Origin of the sequence: Robertkochia marina (assembly GCF_004799345.1) — a bacterium.
GTDB lineage: Bacteria > Bacteroidota > Bacteroidia > Flavobacteriales > Flavobacteriaceae > Robertkochia > Robertkochia marina.
Window position 1 is genome coordinate 1 of record NZ_SSMC01000001.1, and the last position, 15,349, is coordinate 15,349.

The 15,349-nt window shown below is 43.5% G+C and carries 10 protein-coding genes; 4 read left to right on the plus strand and 6 right to left on the minus strand.

Features of this window, described 5'->3' with window-relative positions; translation table 11 throughout:
* Nucleotides 1-553: 553 nt before the first annotated feature.
* Nucleotides 554-2,530 (minus strand): putative porin, encoded by a 1,977-nt coding sequence (locus E7Z59_RS00005; protein ID WP_136334241.1) that lies wholly within the window; start codon nt 2,528-2,530, stop codon nt 554-556.
* 290 nt (nt 2,531-2,820) lie between these two features.
* Here E7Z59_RS00005 and E7Z59_RS00010 point away from each other — a divergent pair, with 290 nt between their 5' ends.
* On the plus strand, nt 2,821-3,027 hold the full coding sequence (locus tag E7Z59_RS00010) for a hypothetical protein (RefSeq protein WP_136334242.1): 207 nt from the start codon (nt 2,821-2,823) through the stop codon (nt 3,025-3,027).
* 530 nt (nt 3,028-3,557) lie between these two features.
* Here the strand turns inward: E7Z59_RS00010 and E7Z59_RS00015 are convergent.
* The 3 genes from E7Z59_RS00015 to E7Z59_RS15465 all read right to left on the minus strand — a co-directional run bounded on the left by E7Z59_RS00015 (nt 3,558) and on the right by E7Z59_RS15465 (nt 8,672).
* The gene (locus E7Z59_RS00015) at nt 3,558-4,952 is read right to left on the minus strand and encodes a RagB/SusD family nutrient uptake outer membrane protein (RefSeq protein WP_168731213.1); all 1,395 of its coding nucleotides are present in this window, start codon (nt 4,950-4,952) and stop codon (nt 3,558-3,560) included.
* Between the two features lie 22 nt (nt 4,953-4,974).
* Complete coding sequence (locus E7Z59_RS00020; protein ID WP_199287184.1) at nt 4,975-7,944, minus strand: SusC/RagA family TonB-linked outer membrane protein; 2,970 nt, start codon at nt 7,942-7,944, stop codon at nt 4,975-4,977.
* Between the two features lie 596 nt (nt 7,945-8,540).
* On the minus strand, nt 8,541-8,672 hold the full coding sequence (locus tag E7Z59_RS15465) for a hypothetical protein (protein WP_262708813.1): 132 nt from the start codon (nt 8,670-8,672) through the stop codon (nt 8,541-8,543).
* Nucleotides 8,673-8,891: 219 nt separating this feature from the next.
* On the opposite strand from E7Z59_RS15465, the gene E7Z59_RS00025 reads away from it, so the two are divergent.
* Together E7Z59_RS00025 and E7Z59_RS00030 are read left to right on the plus strand one after the other, a co-directional pair.
* Complete coding sequence (locus tag E7Z59_RS00025; protein WP_136334244.1) at nt 8,892-9,494, plus strand: ribonuclease HII; 603 nt, start codon at nt 8,892-8,894, stop codon at nt 9,492-9,494.
* Nucleotides 9,495-9,525: 31 nt separating this feature from the next.
* On the plus strand, nt 9,526-11,964 hold the full coding sequence (locus E7Z59_RS00030) for a ribonuclease HII (RefSeq protein WP_136334245.1): 2,439 nt from the start codon (nt 9,526-9,528) through the stop codon (nt 11,962-11,964).
* Between the two features lie 15 nt (nt 11,965-11,979).
* Here E7Z59_RS00030 and lipB read toward each other — a convergent pair whose 3' ends face one another.
* Both lipB and E7Z59_RS00040 read right to left on the minus strand, forming a co-directional pair.
* A complete protein-coding gene (gene lipB, locus E7Z59_RS00035) occupies nt 11,980-12,699 on the minus strand; it encodes a lipoyl(octanoyl) transferase LipB (RefSeq protein ID WP_136334246.1) in 720 nt (239 codons plus the stop codon).
* A gap of 553 nt (nt 12,700-13,252) precedes the next feature.
* Complete coding sequence (locus E7Z59_RS00040) at nt 13,253-13,411, minus strand: YqaE/Pmp3 family membrane protein (RefSeq protein WP_136334247.1); 159 nt, start codon at nt 13,409-13,411, stop codon at nt 13,253-13,255.
* 189 nt (nt 13,412-13,600) lie between these two features.
* Here E7Z59_RS00040 and lysS point away from each other — a divergent pair, with 189 nt between their 5' ends.
* Nucleotides 13,601-15,289, plus strand: coding sequence for a lysine--tRNA ligase (gene lysS, locus E7Z59_RS00045; protein ID WP_136334248.1), 1,689 nt, complete (start codon nt 13,601-13,603; stop codon nt 15,287-15,289).
* Nucleotides 15,290-15,349 lie beyond the last annotated feature (60 nt).

A 15,349-nucleotide genomic window follows, 5' to 3' on the forward strand; every position in this document is an offset into this window, starting at 1 on the left:
TTGTTGTTCAAAGCGGGTGCAAATATAAGACGGGTTTTTGCTTCCCTCCAAGCTTTTGGGTGTTAAAATTTGAAGAGTATTTGTAAGGAGTTAAAAATGAAACGAGTAAAGCGAAAGATATTTGGAGAAAGAAGCCCCCATCCGTCAACACCCTCGGCATTGCTCCCTCGCGCCGGCTGGCAAAATACGGTATAACTTACTTAAACCACCCCGCCAGGGGCTGTTACTACTGATACGCTATTTAGGAAGAAGCCCTCCCCTCCGCGCAAAGCGCGGTATCCCCTCCCTCAGGGAGGGGAATTCAACTCCAAAACTGACTGATAATGGTGGATTCTAATACTTACGGCAGACGTTATAAAACGGAAAACCTCTTCCGCCGCCGCTTCGAGCGACGGCACGTTCCCCTTCAAATAAGGGGAAGGGGATGTTACTTCGGATTAGCTTATTATTGCACGGCATTCGTCTACGAAAGAGAAAAAGAATTTCGTTCTCCTTCCCCTAACCAGGGGAAGGTGTATGCCCGTTACTCCGGAATTACTATAGTAATAAAGAACTACGAAAAGAAATTCCAAACAAACCCGAACCTGATAATAAAGTCACGATAGGGGTAGTTCGGAGCTGAATAAAAGTTATACCCGGTAAAGGATGAATTAAAGTGCTCTGCCTTTAAATAGATCCTGGTGCGCTTAACCTTGGCATTGATAAAGAAATCAAGCATCGGGAAATCGCCGATCTCCTCCTGGTTCTGAGCATAGAATTCTCCGAGCACCGGATTGTAAGCATTGGCAAAAAAGGAGGTGAAGTATTTCAGAGTTATCCCGGTTTGAATAAACATGGCCTTCTTAAAGATCTCATTCTGGTAATACAGGGTATTTCGGGTCACGATCTCCGGTACATTCATCACCGGCTGATCCTGGGTGACATTTTGATACATCACTGTATTATACAGCCCAAAATTTCCCAACCGCAGGTCATTTTCAAATTTCACCTTGAGGTAGTTGATGGTACCATCGAGCTGATACGGACGAACCATCAAGCGATCCAGTTCATTCAACAGGGTAAGATCACCTTCAGGAGCAGTGGCAAAATAAGCCTTGTTATCAATAACCGACCATGATGCTTCGAGGCGGCCCCATTTCTGAGATTCTAAGGCCGCTGTAAGGGTATTGTAATTCTCCTTGCTGAAGGTGTCTGTATTCTGCCAGTTGTAATTGGTATAATCACTTTGATAAAGCAGGTAATTAAAATCAGGCATTCTACTGGAACGATACAACATTCCTTCCAAACTAAGGTCTTTAGTAAACTGCAGGGTAGCGGAGGCATCCAGAAGATTTCCGCCAAGATCACCCACGATATTTTGAAGGGCGCGGACTTTTAAGTTCAAAGGCCCCCATTGTTTTTCCCAGCTTCCGCCTACGGCTACCTCGTCTTCCTTAAGAGCATTATCTATAAACTGGTCTTCAGTGATGACTACACTGGAGAAAAAGTAATTATAATTGAACCAATTTACCTCGGCCGATAAATTCCCCAGGGCCTTCGACTCCCAACCTAATCCAAGCTTATTTTGCATCACCCTAAGCTTTGCCCTGTCGTTAATGGCCTCTGAAGTAAAGGCATCTCCGAAATAAAGCAGCGGACTGTCCTGTCGATATTCATAGGTCTTGGTCTCATAATTAAAGGTATGAGACAACCTGATACCGCGGTCACTTAGGCTGTCCTGCGGACGAATAAGCAAGAAGTCATGATCTACAACATAACGTTTACCTACCAGAAAGTTTTCCGCATTTTCGAAAAGTACATCTACCCTGGCCCGATCAGTAAACTCCGACTCACCTTCGGTAAACTGAGAAGGAACCAACAGTCCGCCGTTTTCCTGATTTAAGAAATCCTGGGAGGTCATATGCGACCATACCCGGTATCTCCCGTTCGGACTTTTATAAGAGAATCCCATTCTGAAATTCCCGTTACTCGCCAGGTAATGCCGGTATTTTCCGAGCGACCTTAATCCTTTATACCCAATAAACAGGTTCAGGTTCTTAGAAGTATTCAGGGTAAACAACGCATCGAGGTTCTGCCCCTGCTCCATGACCGTTTTAAAATAGATCTCTGTGGTAGGGGTTGGAACGTGGTAGTAATTGATATCCTCTACCTCCAGGTATTGATAGTGTTTAGCCCGTGCCCCCATTCTAGGGTAAAGTCCCTGCCCTGACAAAGGCAGCCCAAGCGTATTGTATGGATGCCCCGCGTTCGAGAACGGAAGCAGTTCAAAATTATCTTTTCGAAGGTAATTGTGTTTGTATTCTTTTTTGATCGTGAGCGTGGTATCAAACACTGAAGTATCTCTGGCAGCAGAGATGATCATATAATCGGTAATTGGCACTTCGAGCTCAGGTTTTTTCTGCTGCTCGAACCGTCTGCTAAAATTAAGGGTGGTATCCTGTATCTCCCGGGCTTCGGGACGTTGTGATTGACCATAGGATACTGAGGCACCTACGAAGAACAATAAAAGCAGAAAAAATACAGGTCTCATTCAATGATTTTTGTGAAGCAAAGGTAGAATAATCCTTTAAAAAGCCCCATTGTTTTTTGAATCTGCCATACACGAATTAAGGAGAGCTGTCTGCTGTGGCATGCCAGGCTGCTCGCTAGAACCCGCTCTACAAGCTACAGCTTAAGAATTTAATTTTTGACTTCTCATAATTGATAGCCTTTACTTTTTTGCATTGCCCAACCCCGCCAGGGCTCACGAACACCTCTAAAACAATAGAAAGGGTGTGAGTAAAAAAGTAACATCACAGTGAAACCGAAACCATTGATCTAATGACCACGCGCAGGCTGGCTCTATCGCTAAAAAGGTCTGCAAGACCTTTTCTTTACGCTCAGTCCTGCCTAAGCAAGGTGAACCTGCCTACCGCAGGCAGGCTCACCACGCCTTCAGCGTGGCTTAAACAGCACCTGGCTTTTCACGGCAACTTCATCAAGCGGAGCCTGGCCTGCCAGAACCTGAGGACAGCTTTCTATACCTAACAAGAATTAAATTCAGTTAATCCAATTTGTGATGCTGGTTTGGAAGGGACGAATATTTGCAGCAGGACCGAACGGACATGTAAGGTTTAATAACCTTACATAGTGAGGGGCCAGATGGTGTGCTGGATGTAAACCAAGCGGAAGTGCGGAGCATGAAGCAGGGCCGAGCGTTAAGAAAACAGCCTGTGGCTGTTTTTAGCGAAGGAGCCAGAAGGCGCGCCGGGAAAAAAAGTTAAGTATTACGGTTCGTTTTATTCGCGAATCTATTATTGTTCTAGATGAGCTCATGAGGGCTACGCCGTTGCATCAAGGCAAAATGAACAATAACTCATGCATGCAAAGCTTTTTATTATCGAGATTTATCGCTATAGCTCTATATAAGTAATATAGAATTCTAAAACTCTTTGAGATTATATTGCACTTTGGAATCTGGAAATGAGCTTAAAGTTTGATAATCCATCTTAGTAAATTAAAGCATAAAAAAAACCGCCTCGATTGAGGCGGTTTTTCATCTACATGATCACTAATGATTAGTAACCTGGATTCTGTTCCATATTCGGGTTCAGGTCACGTTGTAGAACCGGAATTGGGAAGATGGTTTTAGGTTGTCCTGGAGCAGATGCTGCTTCATTAGGCATACCGGGTCTTCTCAGATTCAACTCATTCCTTAACAGGTCCATCCTTCTGAAACCTTCGAAACAAAGCTCCTTACGTCTTTCGTTCAGGATCTGATCAAGATCTACAGAACCAAGTGCAGTCAGACCTGCACGAGCACGCAAGGCATTGATATCATTAACCGGAGTATCACCTACAGAGGTACCACCTCTAAAGTTTGCTTCCGCTCTTGTCAGGTACATCTCAGTGATTCGAATTACCGGAGCATTATCACTATTGTTAATAGCTTCTGGGAATTTAGACGAGAACGGTCTCTCAGCACCCAATGCATCTGTTCCGATAACGGTCAATTCACTATATCTAAGGTCTCCAGCCTCTTCAGCAAAGGTGGCGATCAGGTTATCAGAATACGGAGCATCACCCCTTCCGGTGGGTACCGGAGAAGTAAGTCCAGACCATCCCTGACCACTATCCTGACCATCAGCAGCTGTATTTACCAGGGTAAATACGTGCTCGGCATCAAGAGTGTTGTAGAAATCATAGTTCGAAGCCAGTGTATAGTTAGGATTCTGGATCACCCTATTCGCATAATCGGCAGCTTCAGCCCAACGCTCCTGAATCAGGTACAATCTTGCCAAAAGTGCTTCTGCGGCACCTTTTGAAGCAATGGTACGATCTCCTCCATCAGCCAAAGCAGGGATAGCCTCTAAGAGATCCTGCTCGATCTGGGCCTGAACAGCACCCAAGGTAGCACGCTCAGGAAAAGAAACCTCACCTTCGAATGGCTCAGTCACCAGCGGCACAGAAAGGGTACCAGCGCCTGCAACCTGAAGGGGTTGAGCCCACCAGTTAGAAATGTTGTAATACACTAAAGCTCTTAAAAATTTGGCTTGTGCTACAACATTAGCCTTTTCTTCTTCAGTGAAATTAGGGTCGTCTACCAGGGGAGCATTCTTGATAACAAGGTTCGCACCACCAATAGCTTCATAATTATCATCCCAAACGGCTGCAATAGAACCATTATCTGATAATGTAGTATACAATCTGATCTCATTAAAGGTAGGGAACGACCCCACAAAATCAATGTTATCCGCCATCCAGTCTCCCATCAACTGGTTGGTTCCGTTCAATACGTCGTCCTGTTGAGCGGTACTATATACACCTGTCAACACCCCAAGGGTTGTAGTTTCATTTGAGAAAGCCACTTCCTGAGTCAGGATATCCTCCGGAGCAAGATCAAGCTCATTGTCACACGCCACCAAAAGAAGCGAGGCACAAGCGATCTTAGCTATATATTTTAAACTTTTCATATTTCGTCTCATATTTTATTTATTAGAAGTTTAATCGCACACCTACAAGATAGGTTTTTGATTGTGGTGGAGTAAAGAAGCTCTCACCCTGACCTAAGTTACCAACAGTATCGGTAACTTCAGGATCGATACCATCCATATTATCTGCTTTAATAGTAAGCAGGTTGTTTGCCGTAAAATAGATTCTGGCTCCTGAAAGGAATCCTGACTTCTCAAGGAAAGATGTTGGCACACTATAACCAAGAGTCAGGTTCTTCAGACGAGCAAACGATCCATCTCTAAGTTGCGCTGTTGATCTTTGTGCAAAAGTACTGAAAGTTGAACTGCTGAAAGAAGGAACATAGGCCTCATCTCCAGGATTCTCCCAAACATCCAATAACTGTGCTCTCTTATTAAAGAAACCATTAGGGTTGTCTGTAAATCTCAATCCGTCGATCATAATATCATTCCCATAACTGAAGTTAAAGAAGAAATTAAGATCAAAGTTTTTCCATTTTAAGGTGTTCCTAAAACCTCCAACAAAATCAGGGTTGGCGTCTCCTACGATCACACGATCATCGGCTGTTGGGGTTGTCGTTACATTCCCATCTTTATCCAACCATTCAGCATCACCGGTTTCAGGGTTAACCCCATTGTATCTGATCAGGTAGAATGTATTCACCGATTGACCTACGATAGCTCTCTGAGAAGCACTACCGCTGATAAATTCACGACCTTGATCATCAACGCTGGCACCTGGTAATGAAAGCACTTCGTTTTCATTGATACCAAGGTTAAGCGATGTTGTCCACTCAAAATCAGGAGTTCTGATGTTGACTGTATTCAGATCGATATCAAAACCTCTGTTCTCCATTTCACCTACGTTATCGGTGATCGAGTTCAGACCTCCGTTAGTTTGTGGAATCGGAACGTTAAGGATCAGATCAGTAGTGGTCTTATTATAGTAGTCAACGCTTAGGTTTACTCTGTTATTAAACATCCCAAGCTCAAATCCAATATCATATGATTTAGAACGTTCCCACTGAAGATCAGGATTCGCTGCAGAAAGCTGTCTCAAACCTGAAGCTCCGTTATAGTTAGAGATATTTCCTCCTTCAAAACGTGCCAAAGAAGCGAAATCTCCAATTCTGTCGTTACCAGCAGTACCGTAGTTTCCACGAAGCTTAAAAATATCGATCCAGTCAACATTCTCCATAAAACGCTCTGAAGAAAGCATCCACGCACCACCAACAGCCCAGAAGTTACCGTATTTGTTGTTAGCACCAAATCTTGAAGAACCATCTCTTCTGAAAGATGCCTCGACGGTATACTTGTTATCGTAAGAATAGTTAGTTCTTGCGAAGTAACCTACAAGACGGCTACCTGTAACTGTATTGATCGTAGTTCCAGGTTCAGAACCAGAAACGGTGTTGATCTGATCGTCAGAAAGGAACCCTGTAGCACTTACGAAAATATCTCTGATATCGGTTTGCTCATAAGACATACCAGCTACAGCAGAAACATCGTGCTTGTTGGCAAATGTTTTATTCCAGTTCAGGGAGTTATTCCAAACCAGTTTGTTTTGCTGAGCTACATAATCATCTCCGTAACCTCCAGGGCTATTGATCTCAAAAGATCTTGAAAACTCTTCCAGAAGCACACGGTCAATACCGAAATCAGTTCTGAAATAAAGATCATCAGTAAAACTGATCTCTCCAAAGATATTACCAACAGTTCTGAAACTGTTCGAATCGTTAATATCTAAAGCTTCGATCGCAATTACGTTTGCAATAAACCCGGTATTAACAAAGTTTCCATTCTCGTCATAAGGCTCTACCCATGGCGTTTGAAGGAATGAACTTGTAAGTGGTGCGAAGGTAGAATTCTCAGAACCTACACGGTCGTTTCTGTTCTCCGTAACACTGAGGTTTACACCCATACGCAGCCAGTCGTTTGCTTCATGCGTAAGGTTTAATCTTCCACTCATACGGTTCAGATTGTTCCCTATAATAAAACCTTCCTGATCCTTATAGGTGAAACCAGTAAAGAAAGTGGTTTTCTCTCCACCACCACTCACAGAAAAGTTAAGATCATTTGAAAGTCCGGTTCTCACCACATTAGGAGCCCAGTCAAAACCTCCCTGAGGATAATCCTCTGGTGTAGCTCCCGCGCGTTCAGCAACAAAACCTCTAAACTGATCTGCATCCATCATATCGAACAGATCTGTAGACTCCGACCATGAGGTAGACATATCCAGGGTAATCTTAGTCTTCTGATTTTTTCTACCAGACTTGGTAGTAATCAGTACAACCCCGTTAGACCCTCGAGAACCGTAGATGGCAGTTGCTGCAGCATCTTTAAGTACAGAAAAGGACTCAATGTCGTTCGGGTTAATATCTCCAAGCGGGTTCAGGGCTTGACCACCCTGACCTGAAGAAAGGTTAGCATCGTTCAACGGCACCCCATCAACAACTACCAATGGTCTACCACCAGCGTTGATGGAAGCAACCCCACGAATCTTAATTACAGGTGCAGCACCAAGAATACCAGATGAATTTACCACCTGAACCCCTGAAGCTTGTCCCTGAAGTAATTCTTGGGGAGCAACAGCAGGAATATCCTCGATCTGCTCACTTCCTACAATAGCTACACTTTGAACAAGTTTTTCTTTGGTTTGCTTACCATACCCAATCACTACTACTTCTTCGAGCGCTTGGGCATCTTCAACCAATTGTACATCAATCACACTAGAAGCACCGATAATACGCTCCTCAGTTTTCTGACCGATAAATGCAAAAACCAGGGTCTCCCCTTCACTGGCAACAATCGAATAGTTACCATTAAAATCTGTTTGGGTACCATTTGTAGTACCCTTTACCAAAACACTAGCTCCCGGCAAAGGAAGTCCGTCCTGGTCGGTAACCGTACCAGTGATCGTCTTTTCCTGAGCAAACGAGAACTGCAGTGCGAACGCCATAAAAAGCGTCAACATCCAAGTAAACTTTGATCTCATATTTAAATTAATTTGAATTAGCGAGGCGCTAAAGTCATCATTTAATATGAAAATTGCAACCCTCTGCCATAAATATTACCCATCGTTCAGCTTGAGAATGAGAGGTTCAGAAAATCCTCAATATGCTTTGGAAAATTAAGGTTTACCGCAAAAAAAAATGTATGTTATTAGTTATCTGGTAATTATGAAACTAAGAGACATCCTGGCTGAGCTATTATTCTTACATTTAAGAATATTTAGTTTGATTATTTGTCATCAACAACATCTATGAATGTTTATAAATTGTTAAGATTATTTTGTTTAAGCTACCTGAAATATCATCAAATCCATAACAAAACACCCTTTCAACCTTCGGTTTTATCAACAAAAACAGTTAATTACAAGACATCCGGCACCTTTATCGCTTCTTTTTTGAGAACTAAAAGCGGGGTTTATCTTTCCTTTTTCCGTTAAACACCTTCTGTTCAGGCCATAAAAAAACTCCGGAAAACGATCCGGAGTTTTATAAAGGTTATTATTCTCAATCTTAATTCTTGAACCACATGGGTGCATCCAGGAACTTTTGAGAAGGAATATTCGGATTGGACCCCATCTCATCAGGTGGATAAGAATACCTTCAGATCGATCTGGCTAACCGTACAAGAACCCTTAACAAGTACATTTGCCTCCGTCAAAGGAAGCCCTTCCTGATCGGTAATGGTACCGGTAATGATTTTTTCCTGAGCCATAGAGAACTGAAATGCCAACTTCGAAAAACAGTGTCAACATACAAGCCAACTTTAACTTCATGATTTAAATTACCTTGAATTAGTGTATCCCAAAAGTTTAGAACATATATTAATACAACGCAACATTCACTGCTCATAACAGATTGAAAAATTGATGAGTTACATCACCAAAACATCATTTTAAAGACAGTTTTGTACCTTGCGTCAGAATAAAAAGCCATGGGTTTAAAAGGTAAATACAGTAGGTTACAACACGAAGCAGGTACTGATGAAGCAGGCAGAGGATGTCTGGCAGGCCCCGTTACTGCTGCCGCCGTGATACTTCCCGACGATTTCAGACACCCTCACCTGAATGATTCTAAGCAACTCAGCAAAAAGAAGCGAGAAGAACTCAGGGTGATCATTGAGCGGGAAGCATTAACCTTTGCAGTAATTCACACCCCGCCGGCGGTAATTGACGAGATAAACATCTTAAAAGCATCTATAAAAAGCATGGATGAAGCCCTGGCACAGCTTACAACACCCCCGGAATTCATCGCTGTAGACGGCAATAAATTCACCCCTTTTGGCAATATTCCCCACGCCTGCATCATCAAGGGCGATGGCAAATACCTCAATATTGCTGCCGCCTCTGTGCTTGCCAAAACGTATCGGGATGAATTTATGGAGAACATCAGCCTGGAGCACCCGGAATATCAATGGAGTAAAAACAAGGGCTACCCCACCAGGGAGCATCGGGATGCGATCCTTAAGTTCGGTCCTACTGCCTATCACCGAAAATCTTTCCGCTTAATCCCTGAGCAATTGTCTCTTGACCTTTAAAATTATATTTTTGCTACAAACCTGAACACCTATGAACTGCCAACATCTTCTGCTTGCCTTCGGACTGGCTTTTATTTTTTCCTGTGGCCAACCTGAAAACACCCCGTCTGAGCTTATCGCCATGGTTCCGGAAAAGGCCACTGCTGTAGTGAGAATAAATAACTACGAAGGTTTTAAAAGTGACTTAAAAAACAACGCACTGCTTCAGTCTTTAGGTGAGGCCAATGTTTTTCGTGAAGGTGAAGACCTGGTTAGTTCACTGCAATACATCAACCCAAAGGGAGAGTCCCTGCTATACTTTTCTGAGATCGGCAAAGACAATTTTGAATACACACTGATCACTGAGAATCATAATGATCTGATCGCCATCGACTCAACCCTGGGGCGGTCCATAGAGCAAATTTCTTACGACAACCACACCATTAACAAACTCCTTATTGAGAACAAGCCAATATTTTCCACCAGTATCGGGAAGTTCTTTATTGCCTCTTCCTCTCAGTTACCCGTAGAAGATCTTATAAGGAACCGAAGCAAAATACAGGGGGTAAAAGAGCTAATGAGACTGTATACGGTTGCACAAACACAGGCTTCAGCAACCCTGTTCATCAATAATAAGAACAGTCGGCAATTACTTTCAAAGGTCATAAACAACGAAACAGCCGATGTTTTTCGGGCCATGTCAGAATGGAGCTCATTAGATCTTGAGATCGATCAGGAACTGTTGAGAGGGAATGGGATCGCAGTCGCCGGCGACAGCATCCCCAATATTCTAAACCGCTTTAAGCAACGGGAGCCGGGACGAAGCAAAATAGCCGACATAACTCCGGCCATAAGCAGCTATTTTATAGGTATTCCCAATGCAAACGGACTTATCAGAGACCTGACCAACACAAAAGACAGTCTTTTTACAGACGCCAAAGAAGCCGGGTTTATCAAGCTGGGAGACACAGAGATCTGGACGCTGGAATTTGAAGATGATACAGACCTTACGGAGCGGTTGAGACCTTATAAAGCAGGTGGAGAAAGCTACCGGGATTTCGACATCATTACCTTAAACAATAAAGATCTTATCAGAGACCGGTTTGGCTTTTTAAAAGCCGAAACAGACGCTGAATTTGCAGCTTTAAAATCTCCTTACCTGTTCCTTTCTGACAACAAAGAAGGACTTAAGGACCTTATTGCAAATATTCAGAATCGCTCTGTAATGAGCAACCTGAGCGCCTTTAAAAATGTAAGAACAGAATTAGCAGACGCCTCCTCTATTGAACTATTTGTGAACCTGGAAAGCCTGAGAAAGAACAACAGCATTCTTGATGAAGACCTTAAAAAATCAATTAAAGATCTGAATGATCACAAAATGCTCGCGCTGCAGTACATCATGGAAAGAGATTTTGCCCATGTGAATCTGATCACCAAAAAGTCAAGCGAGACCGGCACGAAAGATCACCTGATCAGCCAGGTATTTAATACCGAGGTTGATGCACCGGTAATTAGCCGACCTCAATTTGTTTACAACCATCGCACCAAAAAGAAAGAGGTCGTTATACAGGATGCCGACAACGGTTTATACCTGATCTCTACTACGGGTAAAGTGCTTTGGAAAAAGCAGCTGGACGGACCGGTACTGGGAGATATTCAACAGATAGACATCTATCGCAACGGGCGCTGGCAATTAGCCTTCAACACTGCCGGAAAGATGTATGTGGTAGACCGGAACGGGAATGATGTAGCGCCTTTTCCGATTACCCCTCAGTCTGCGATCACCCAACCGTTAGGAGTTTTTGATTATGACAACACCAAGAACTACCGATTCTGCCTGACCCTCAACAATAAGAGCGTTATGTACAACCGGGAAGCCAAGATCATTTCAGGCTTCAATATGCAACCCACCCAAAGCCCTATTAGCAATACCCCTAAGCATATGCGCATTGGGAAAAAAGATTTTATTGCCGTTAAAGAGGCTAACGGAAGACTTCACCTGTTGCACAGAACGGGAGAACCGAGGATCAAGATCGAACAAAACCTGGACCTTTCAGACAATGAAGTCTACCAATACAATGATCAATTTACCGCAACCACCAGAGACGGAGACCTCCTGACCATAGATACCAAAGGGAATATCAAAAGAGTTAAAAAGCCTTTTGAATCTTCTCATAAAATAGATGCCACCCTTCATACACTCACGGCCATTTCGAATAATATACTCTACATCAAAGACAAGAGCATTGAATTAGATTACGGTATGTATACCCAGCCCAGGATATTTTACCTGTATGACAAACTTTACATAGCTGTTACCGACAAGCAAAGCCACCAGGTGTACCTGTTTGACAGTAATGGAGAACTGTTAAAAAACTTCCCTGTTTACGGCACCTCACTGGTGGATATGGATGATATTGACAATGACAAAAAGGTGGAACTGGTTACCACAGGAGATGATAACAGCGTAGTGGTTTACAGCCTCAAATGATCAGAATCCTGTTGTTTAGGACAACTGAGGTTTTACAGCGATCATTTCCGCTTCGAATAAGTCGGTAAAATGTTTGATGATCTTAGGTTTTACCTCCTCAACATCAACTTCTTTTACACCCAGTTCGACATTCAGGGAGGTTACAGCCTTGTCTTTAATACCACAGGGAACGATATTGTCAAAATAACCCAGGTCGGCATTGACATTAAAAGCAAACCCGTGCATGGTGATCCATCGGGAAGCCCTCACGCCCATGGCACAGATCTTTCTGGCAAAGGGAGTACCCACATCAAGCCAAACGCCCGTTTCACCTTTAGAGCGCTCTGCTTTTATGCCATACTCGTCAAGGGTTAATATGATAGCCTCCTCCAACAGTCTGAGATATTTATGAATATCGGTAAAGAAATTTTCCAGATCGAGTATTGGATACCCCACGATCTGTCCGGGTCCATGATAGGTAATGTCGCCTCCTCTGTTGATCTTATAAAAGGTTGCACCTTTTTCTTCTAATTGCTGCTCATTGAGCAACAGGTTAGAGAGATCACCGCTCTTACCTAAGGTATAAACATGAGGATGCTCTACGAACAAAAAATGATTCGGGGTTGGCTCAGAAGCCGCTTCCCTCCTGTTCCTGACCTTAACATCAAAAGTTTCCTGAAATAATTGCTCCTGGTAATCCCACGTATCCTTATAATCACGATGGCCCAGGTCTTGTAACAATACCTTTTTATTCATGTGGCAAAGATAAGGGTTTTAGGTGTCAGGGACGAGTTCGAGGAACGAGTTTGGGGAACGAGTTTGAGGGACGAGTTTGGGGAACGAGTTTGAGGAACGAGTTTGAATGATGGATTATGGATGATGGATTATGGATTGTGAATGCATCGTCTTCGCGAGACCTACGAAGTAGGTTGTGGCGATCTGCCTCAACTAGTACTGGGATTAATTAAGGCTTACCTGTAATAAGCCCTCCCCTCCAGGCGAAGCTTATTCGCCAGCGCGCCACCTGGCTCCTCACTATGAAAGGTTCACTGAACCTTTCACAATCGTTCGGCCCTCCTCCCAGCGGGAGGGGAGTTGTATTACGCAACTGCCAACTACTGAGAAAATACAAAGCCACTTCATATAAAGAATCCTTCTCCCTTTGGGGGGGGGAAGGTAATCACACTTTTGTGTGATCGGATGGGGGCTTCCAGTGCTCAAGCTTTTTTAGAATCAAATTATATCCCCTCCTTGCGAAGGAGGGGTGCCCGCATAGCGGGCGGGCCTGCCTGCCGGCAGACAGGGTGGTTTACCGGTTCGGATTATTCAAGATAACCAGGGCCGCGATCACGCCGGGTACCCATCCACAGAGCCATAACAGAAAAACAATAATCACAGAACCACAGCCTTTATCAAGAACAGCAAAGGGCGGACAAATAATAGACAGTAATACTCTCCAGATACTCATGGGGTTTGCTTTTGAAGTTGCTTTTAACGGGGCTTTAATAAGGCCTTATGCAATTCATTAGACTCTCCAAAAGGCCATTTGTTACAGTTTACACAAACTAATCTGAAGCCGTTATTGCAAAAGAGCACATGGCTTTGACTGATTATCAAATACTCACTATCTTTGCAGGCTTAAATGTAAAAAGAAACTATGCAACTTTCTGAACAGGAACTGATCCGTAGAGAAAAACTTTCAAAGTTAAGAGCCATGGGTATCAACCCATATCCCGCCGAATTATTTCCGGTAGATCATACCTCAAAACAGGTAAAGGCCAACTATGAGGAAGGAAAAAAGGTGATCCTTGCCGGTCGATTAATGTCGAGAAGAATTCAGGGGAAGGCTTCATTTGCTGAACTACAGGACAGTGAAGGTCGCATACAGATCTATTTTAACCGGGATGAGATCTGCCCCGGGGAAGACAAAACCCTGTACAACGAAGTTTACAAAAAACTTCTTGATATCGGAGACATTATCGGGATCGAAGGAGAACTGTTCACCACCAATGTAGGAGAGAAAACCATTATGGTGAAGAATTTCAAAGTTCTGAATAAATCCCTGCGTCCGTTACCACTACCAAAGGTAGATAGTGAGGGTAAGGTATACGATGAGTTCAATGATCCTGAGCTTAGATACAGAATGCGTTACGTAGACCTTATCGTGAATCCTCAGGTAAAAGACACTTTTATCAAAAGAACAAAGATCACCAACAGTATCCGGGAGTTCTTTAACGACAAGGGATACCTCGAAGTAGAAACGCCGATCCTTCAGGCCATTCCCGGCGGAGCGGCGGCAAGACCCTTTGAAACCCATCACAACGCCCTTAATATTCCGCTTTACCTGCGTATTGCCAATGAATTATACCTGAAGCGACTTATTGTTGGTGGTTTTGACGGGGTGTATGAGTTTGCCAAGGACTTCAGAAATGAAGGGATGGACCGTACTCACAACCCTGAGTTCACCGTCATGGAGCTCTATGTTGCCTATAAAGATTACCACTGGATGATGAATACCACAGAGCAACTTCTCGAGAAGGTGGCCGTAGATGCTACAGGATCGACAGATGTTCAGGTGGGTGATAATACCATAAGTTTCAAGGCGCCTTACCCAAGGGTTCCTATCCTGGAGGCCATTAAACAACACACCGGATTTGACGTTGCCGGCATGGATGAGCATGAACTTCGTGAAGTATGTCAAAAACTGGAGATACCGGTTGATGAGACCATGGGTATCGGGAAATTGATCGATGAGATCTTTGGTGAAAAATGCGAACACCACTACATACAGCCTACCTTTATTACCGACTATCCTAAGGAAATGAGTCCGCTAACCAAGGAGCACAGAGATAACAAAGCGCTAACCGAGCGATTTGAGCTCATGGTAAACGGAAAGGAACTGGCCAATGCCTATTCAGAGCTTAATGATCCTATTGATCAGAGAGAGCGTTTTGAAGATCAATTGAAGTTATCTGAAAAAGGTGATGATGAGGCTATGTTCATTGACCAGGACTTCTTAAGAGCCCTGGAATACGGAATGCCTCCTACCTCAGGGATCGGGATCGGTATTGACCGCCTGGTGATGCTGCTTACCAACAACTCTTCCATTCAGGAGGTATTGTTCTTCCCGCAAATGAGACCGGAGAAAAAACCACTGGTCATTAGTGATGATGCCAAAGCAGTACTGGAGTTATTAAATAAGGAGCAAAAAATGCCTTTGGACGTTCTTAAGTCAGAGGCCGGATTATCCAATAAAAAATGGGATAAAGCCATTAAAGAACTCACAAAGAATCAGGCTGCGAAGGTTGAAAAAACAGAAGAAGGTTTGATCGTAGAGGTCCTGTAATACAGGAATAAACATCGCAAAAATTACATCTATCATAAAAACCGTCGCTTTGCAGCGACG

What these genes read in the sequence shown, in the direction of transcription:
- E7Z59_RS00010 (WP_136334242.1), top strand. Translation starts at nt 2,821, where the DNA reads ATGACCACGCGCAGGCTGGCTCTATCGCTAAAAAGGTCTGCAAGACCT.
- E7Z59_RS00025 (WP_136334244.1), top strand. Translation starts at nt 8,892, where the DNA reads ATGGGTTTAAAAGGTAAATACAGTAGGTTACAACACGAAGCAGGTACT.
- E7Z59_RS00005 (WP_136334241.1), bottom strand. Translation starts at nt 2,530, where the DNA reads ATGAGACCTGTATTTTTTCTGCTTTTATTGTTCTTCGTAGGTGCCTCA.
- E7Z59_RS15465 (WP_262708813.1), bottom strand. Translation starts at nt 8,672, where the DNA reads ATGGCTCAGGAAAAAATCATTACCGGTACCATTACCGATCAGGAAGGG.
- E7Z59_RS00030 (WP_136334245.1), top strand. Translation starts at nt 9,526, where the DNA reads ATGAACTGCCAACATCTTCTGCTTGCCTTCGGACTGGCTTTTATTTTT.
- E7Z59_RS00015 (WP_168731213.1), bottom strand. Translation starts at nt 4,952, where the DNA reads ATGAAAAGTTTAAAATATATAGCTAAGATCGCTTGTGCCTCGCTTCTT.
- E7Z59_RS00020 (WP_199287184.1), bottom strand. Translation starts at nt 7,944, where the DNA reads ATGAGATCAAAGTTTACTTGGATGTTGACGCTTTTTATGGCGTTCGCA.
- E7Z59_RS00040 (WP_136334247.1), bottom strand. Translation starts at nt 13,411, where the DNA reads ATGAGTATCTGGAGAGTATTACTGTCTATTATTTGTCCGCCCTTTGCT.
- lysS (WP_136334248.1), top strand. Translation starts at nt 13,601, where the DNA reads ATGCAACTTTCTGAACAGGAACTGATCCGTAGAGAAAAACTTTCAAAG.
- lipB (WP_136334246.1), bottom strand. Translation starts at nt 12,699, where the DNA reads ATGAATAAAAAGGTATTGTTACAAGACCTGGGCCATCGTGATTATAAG.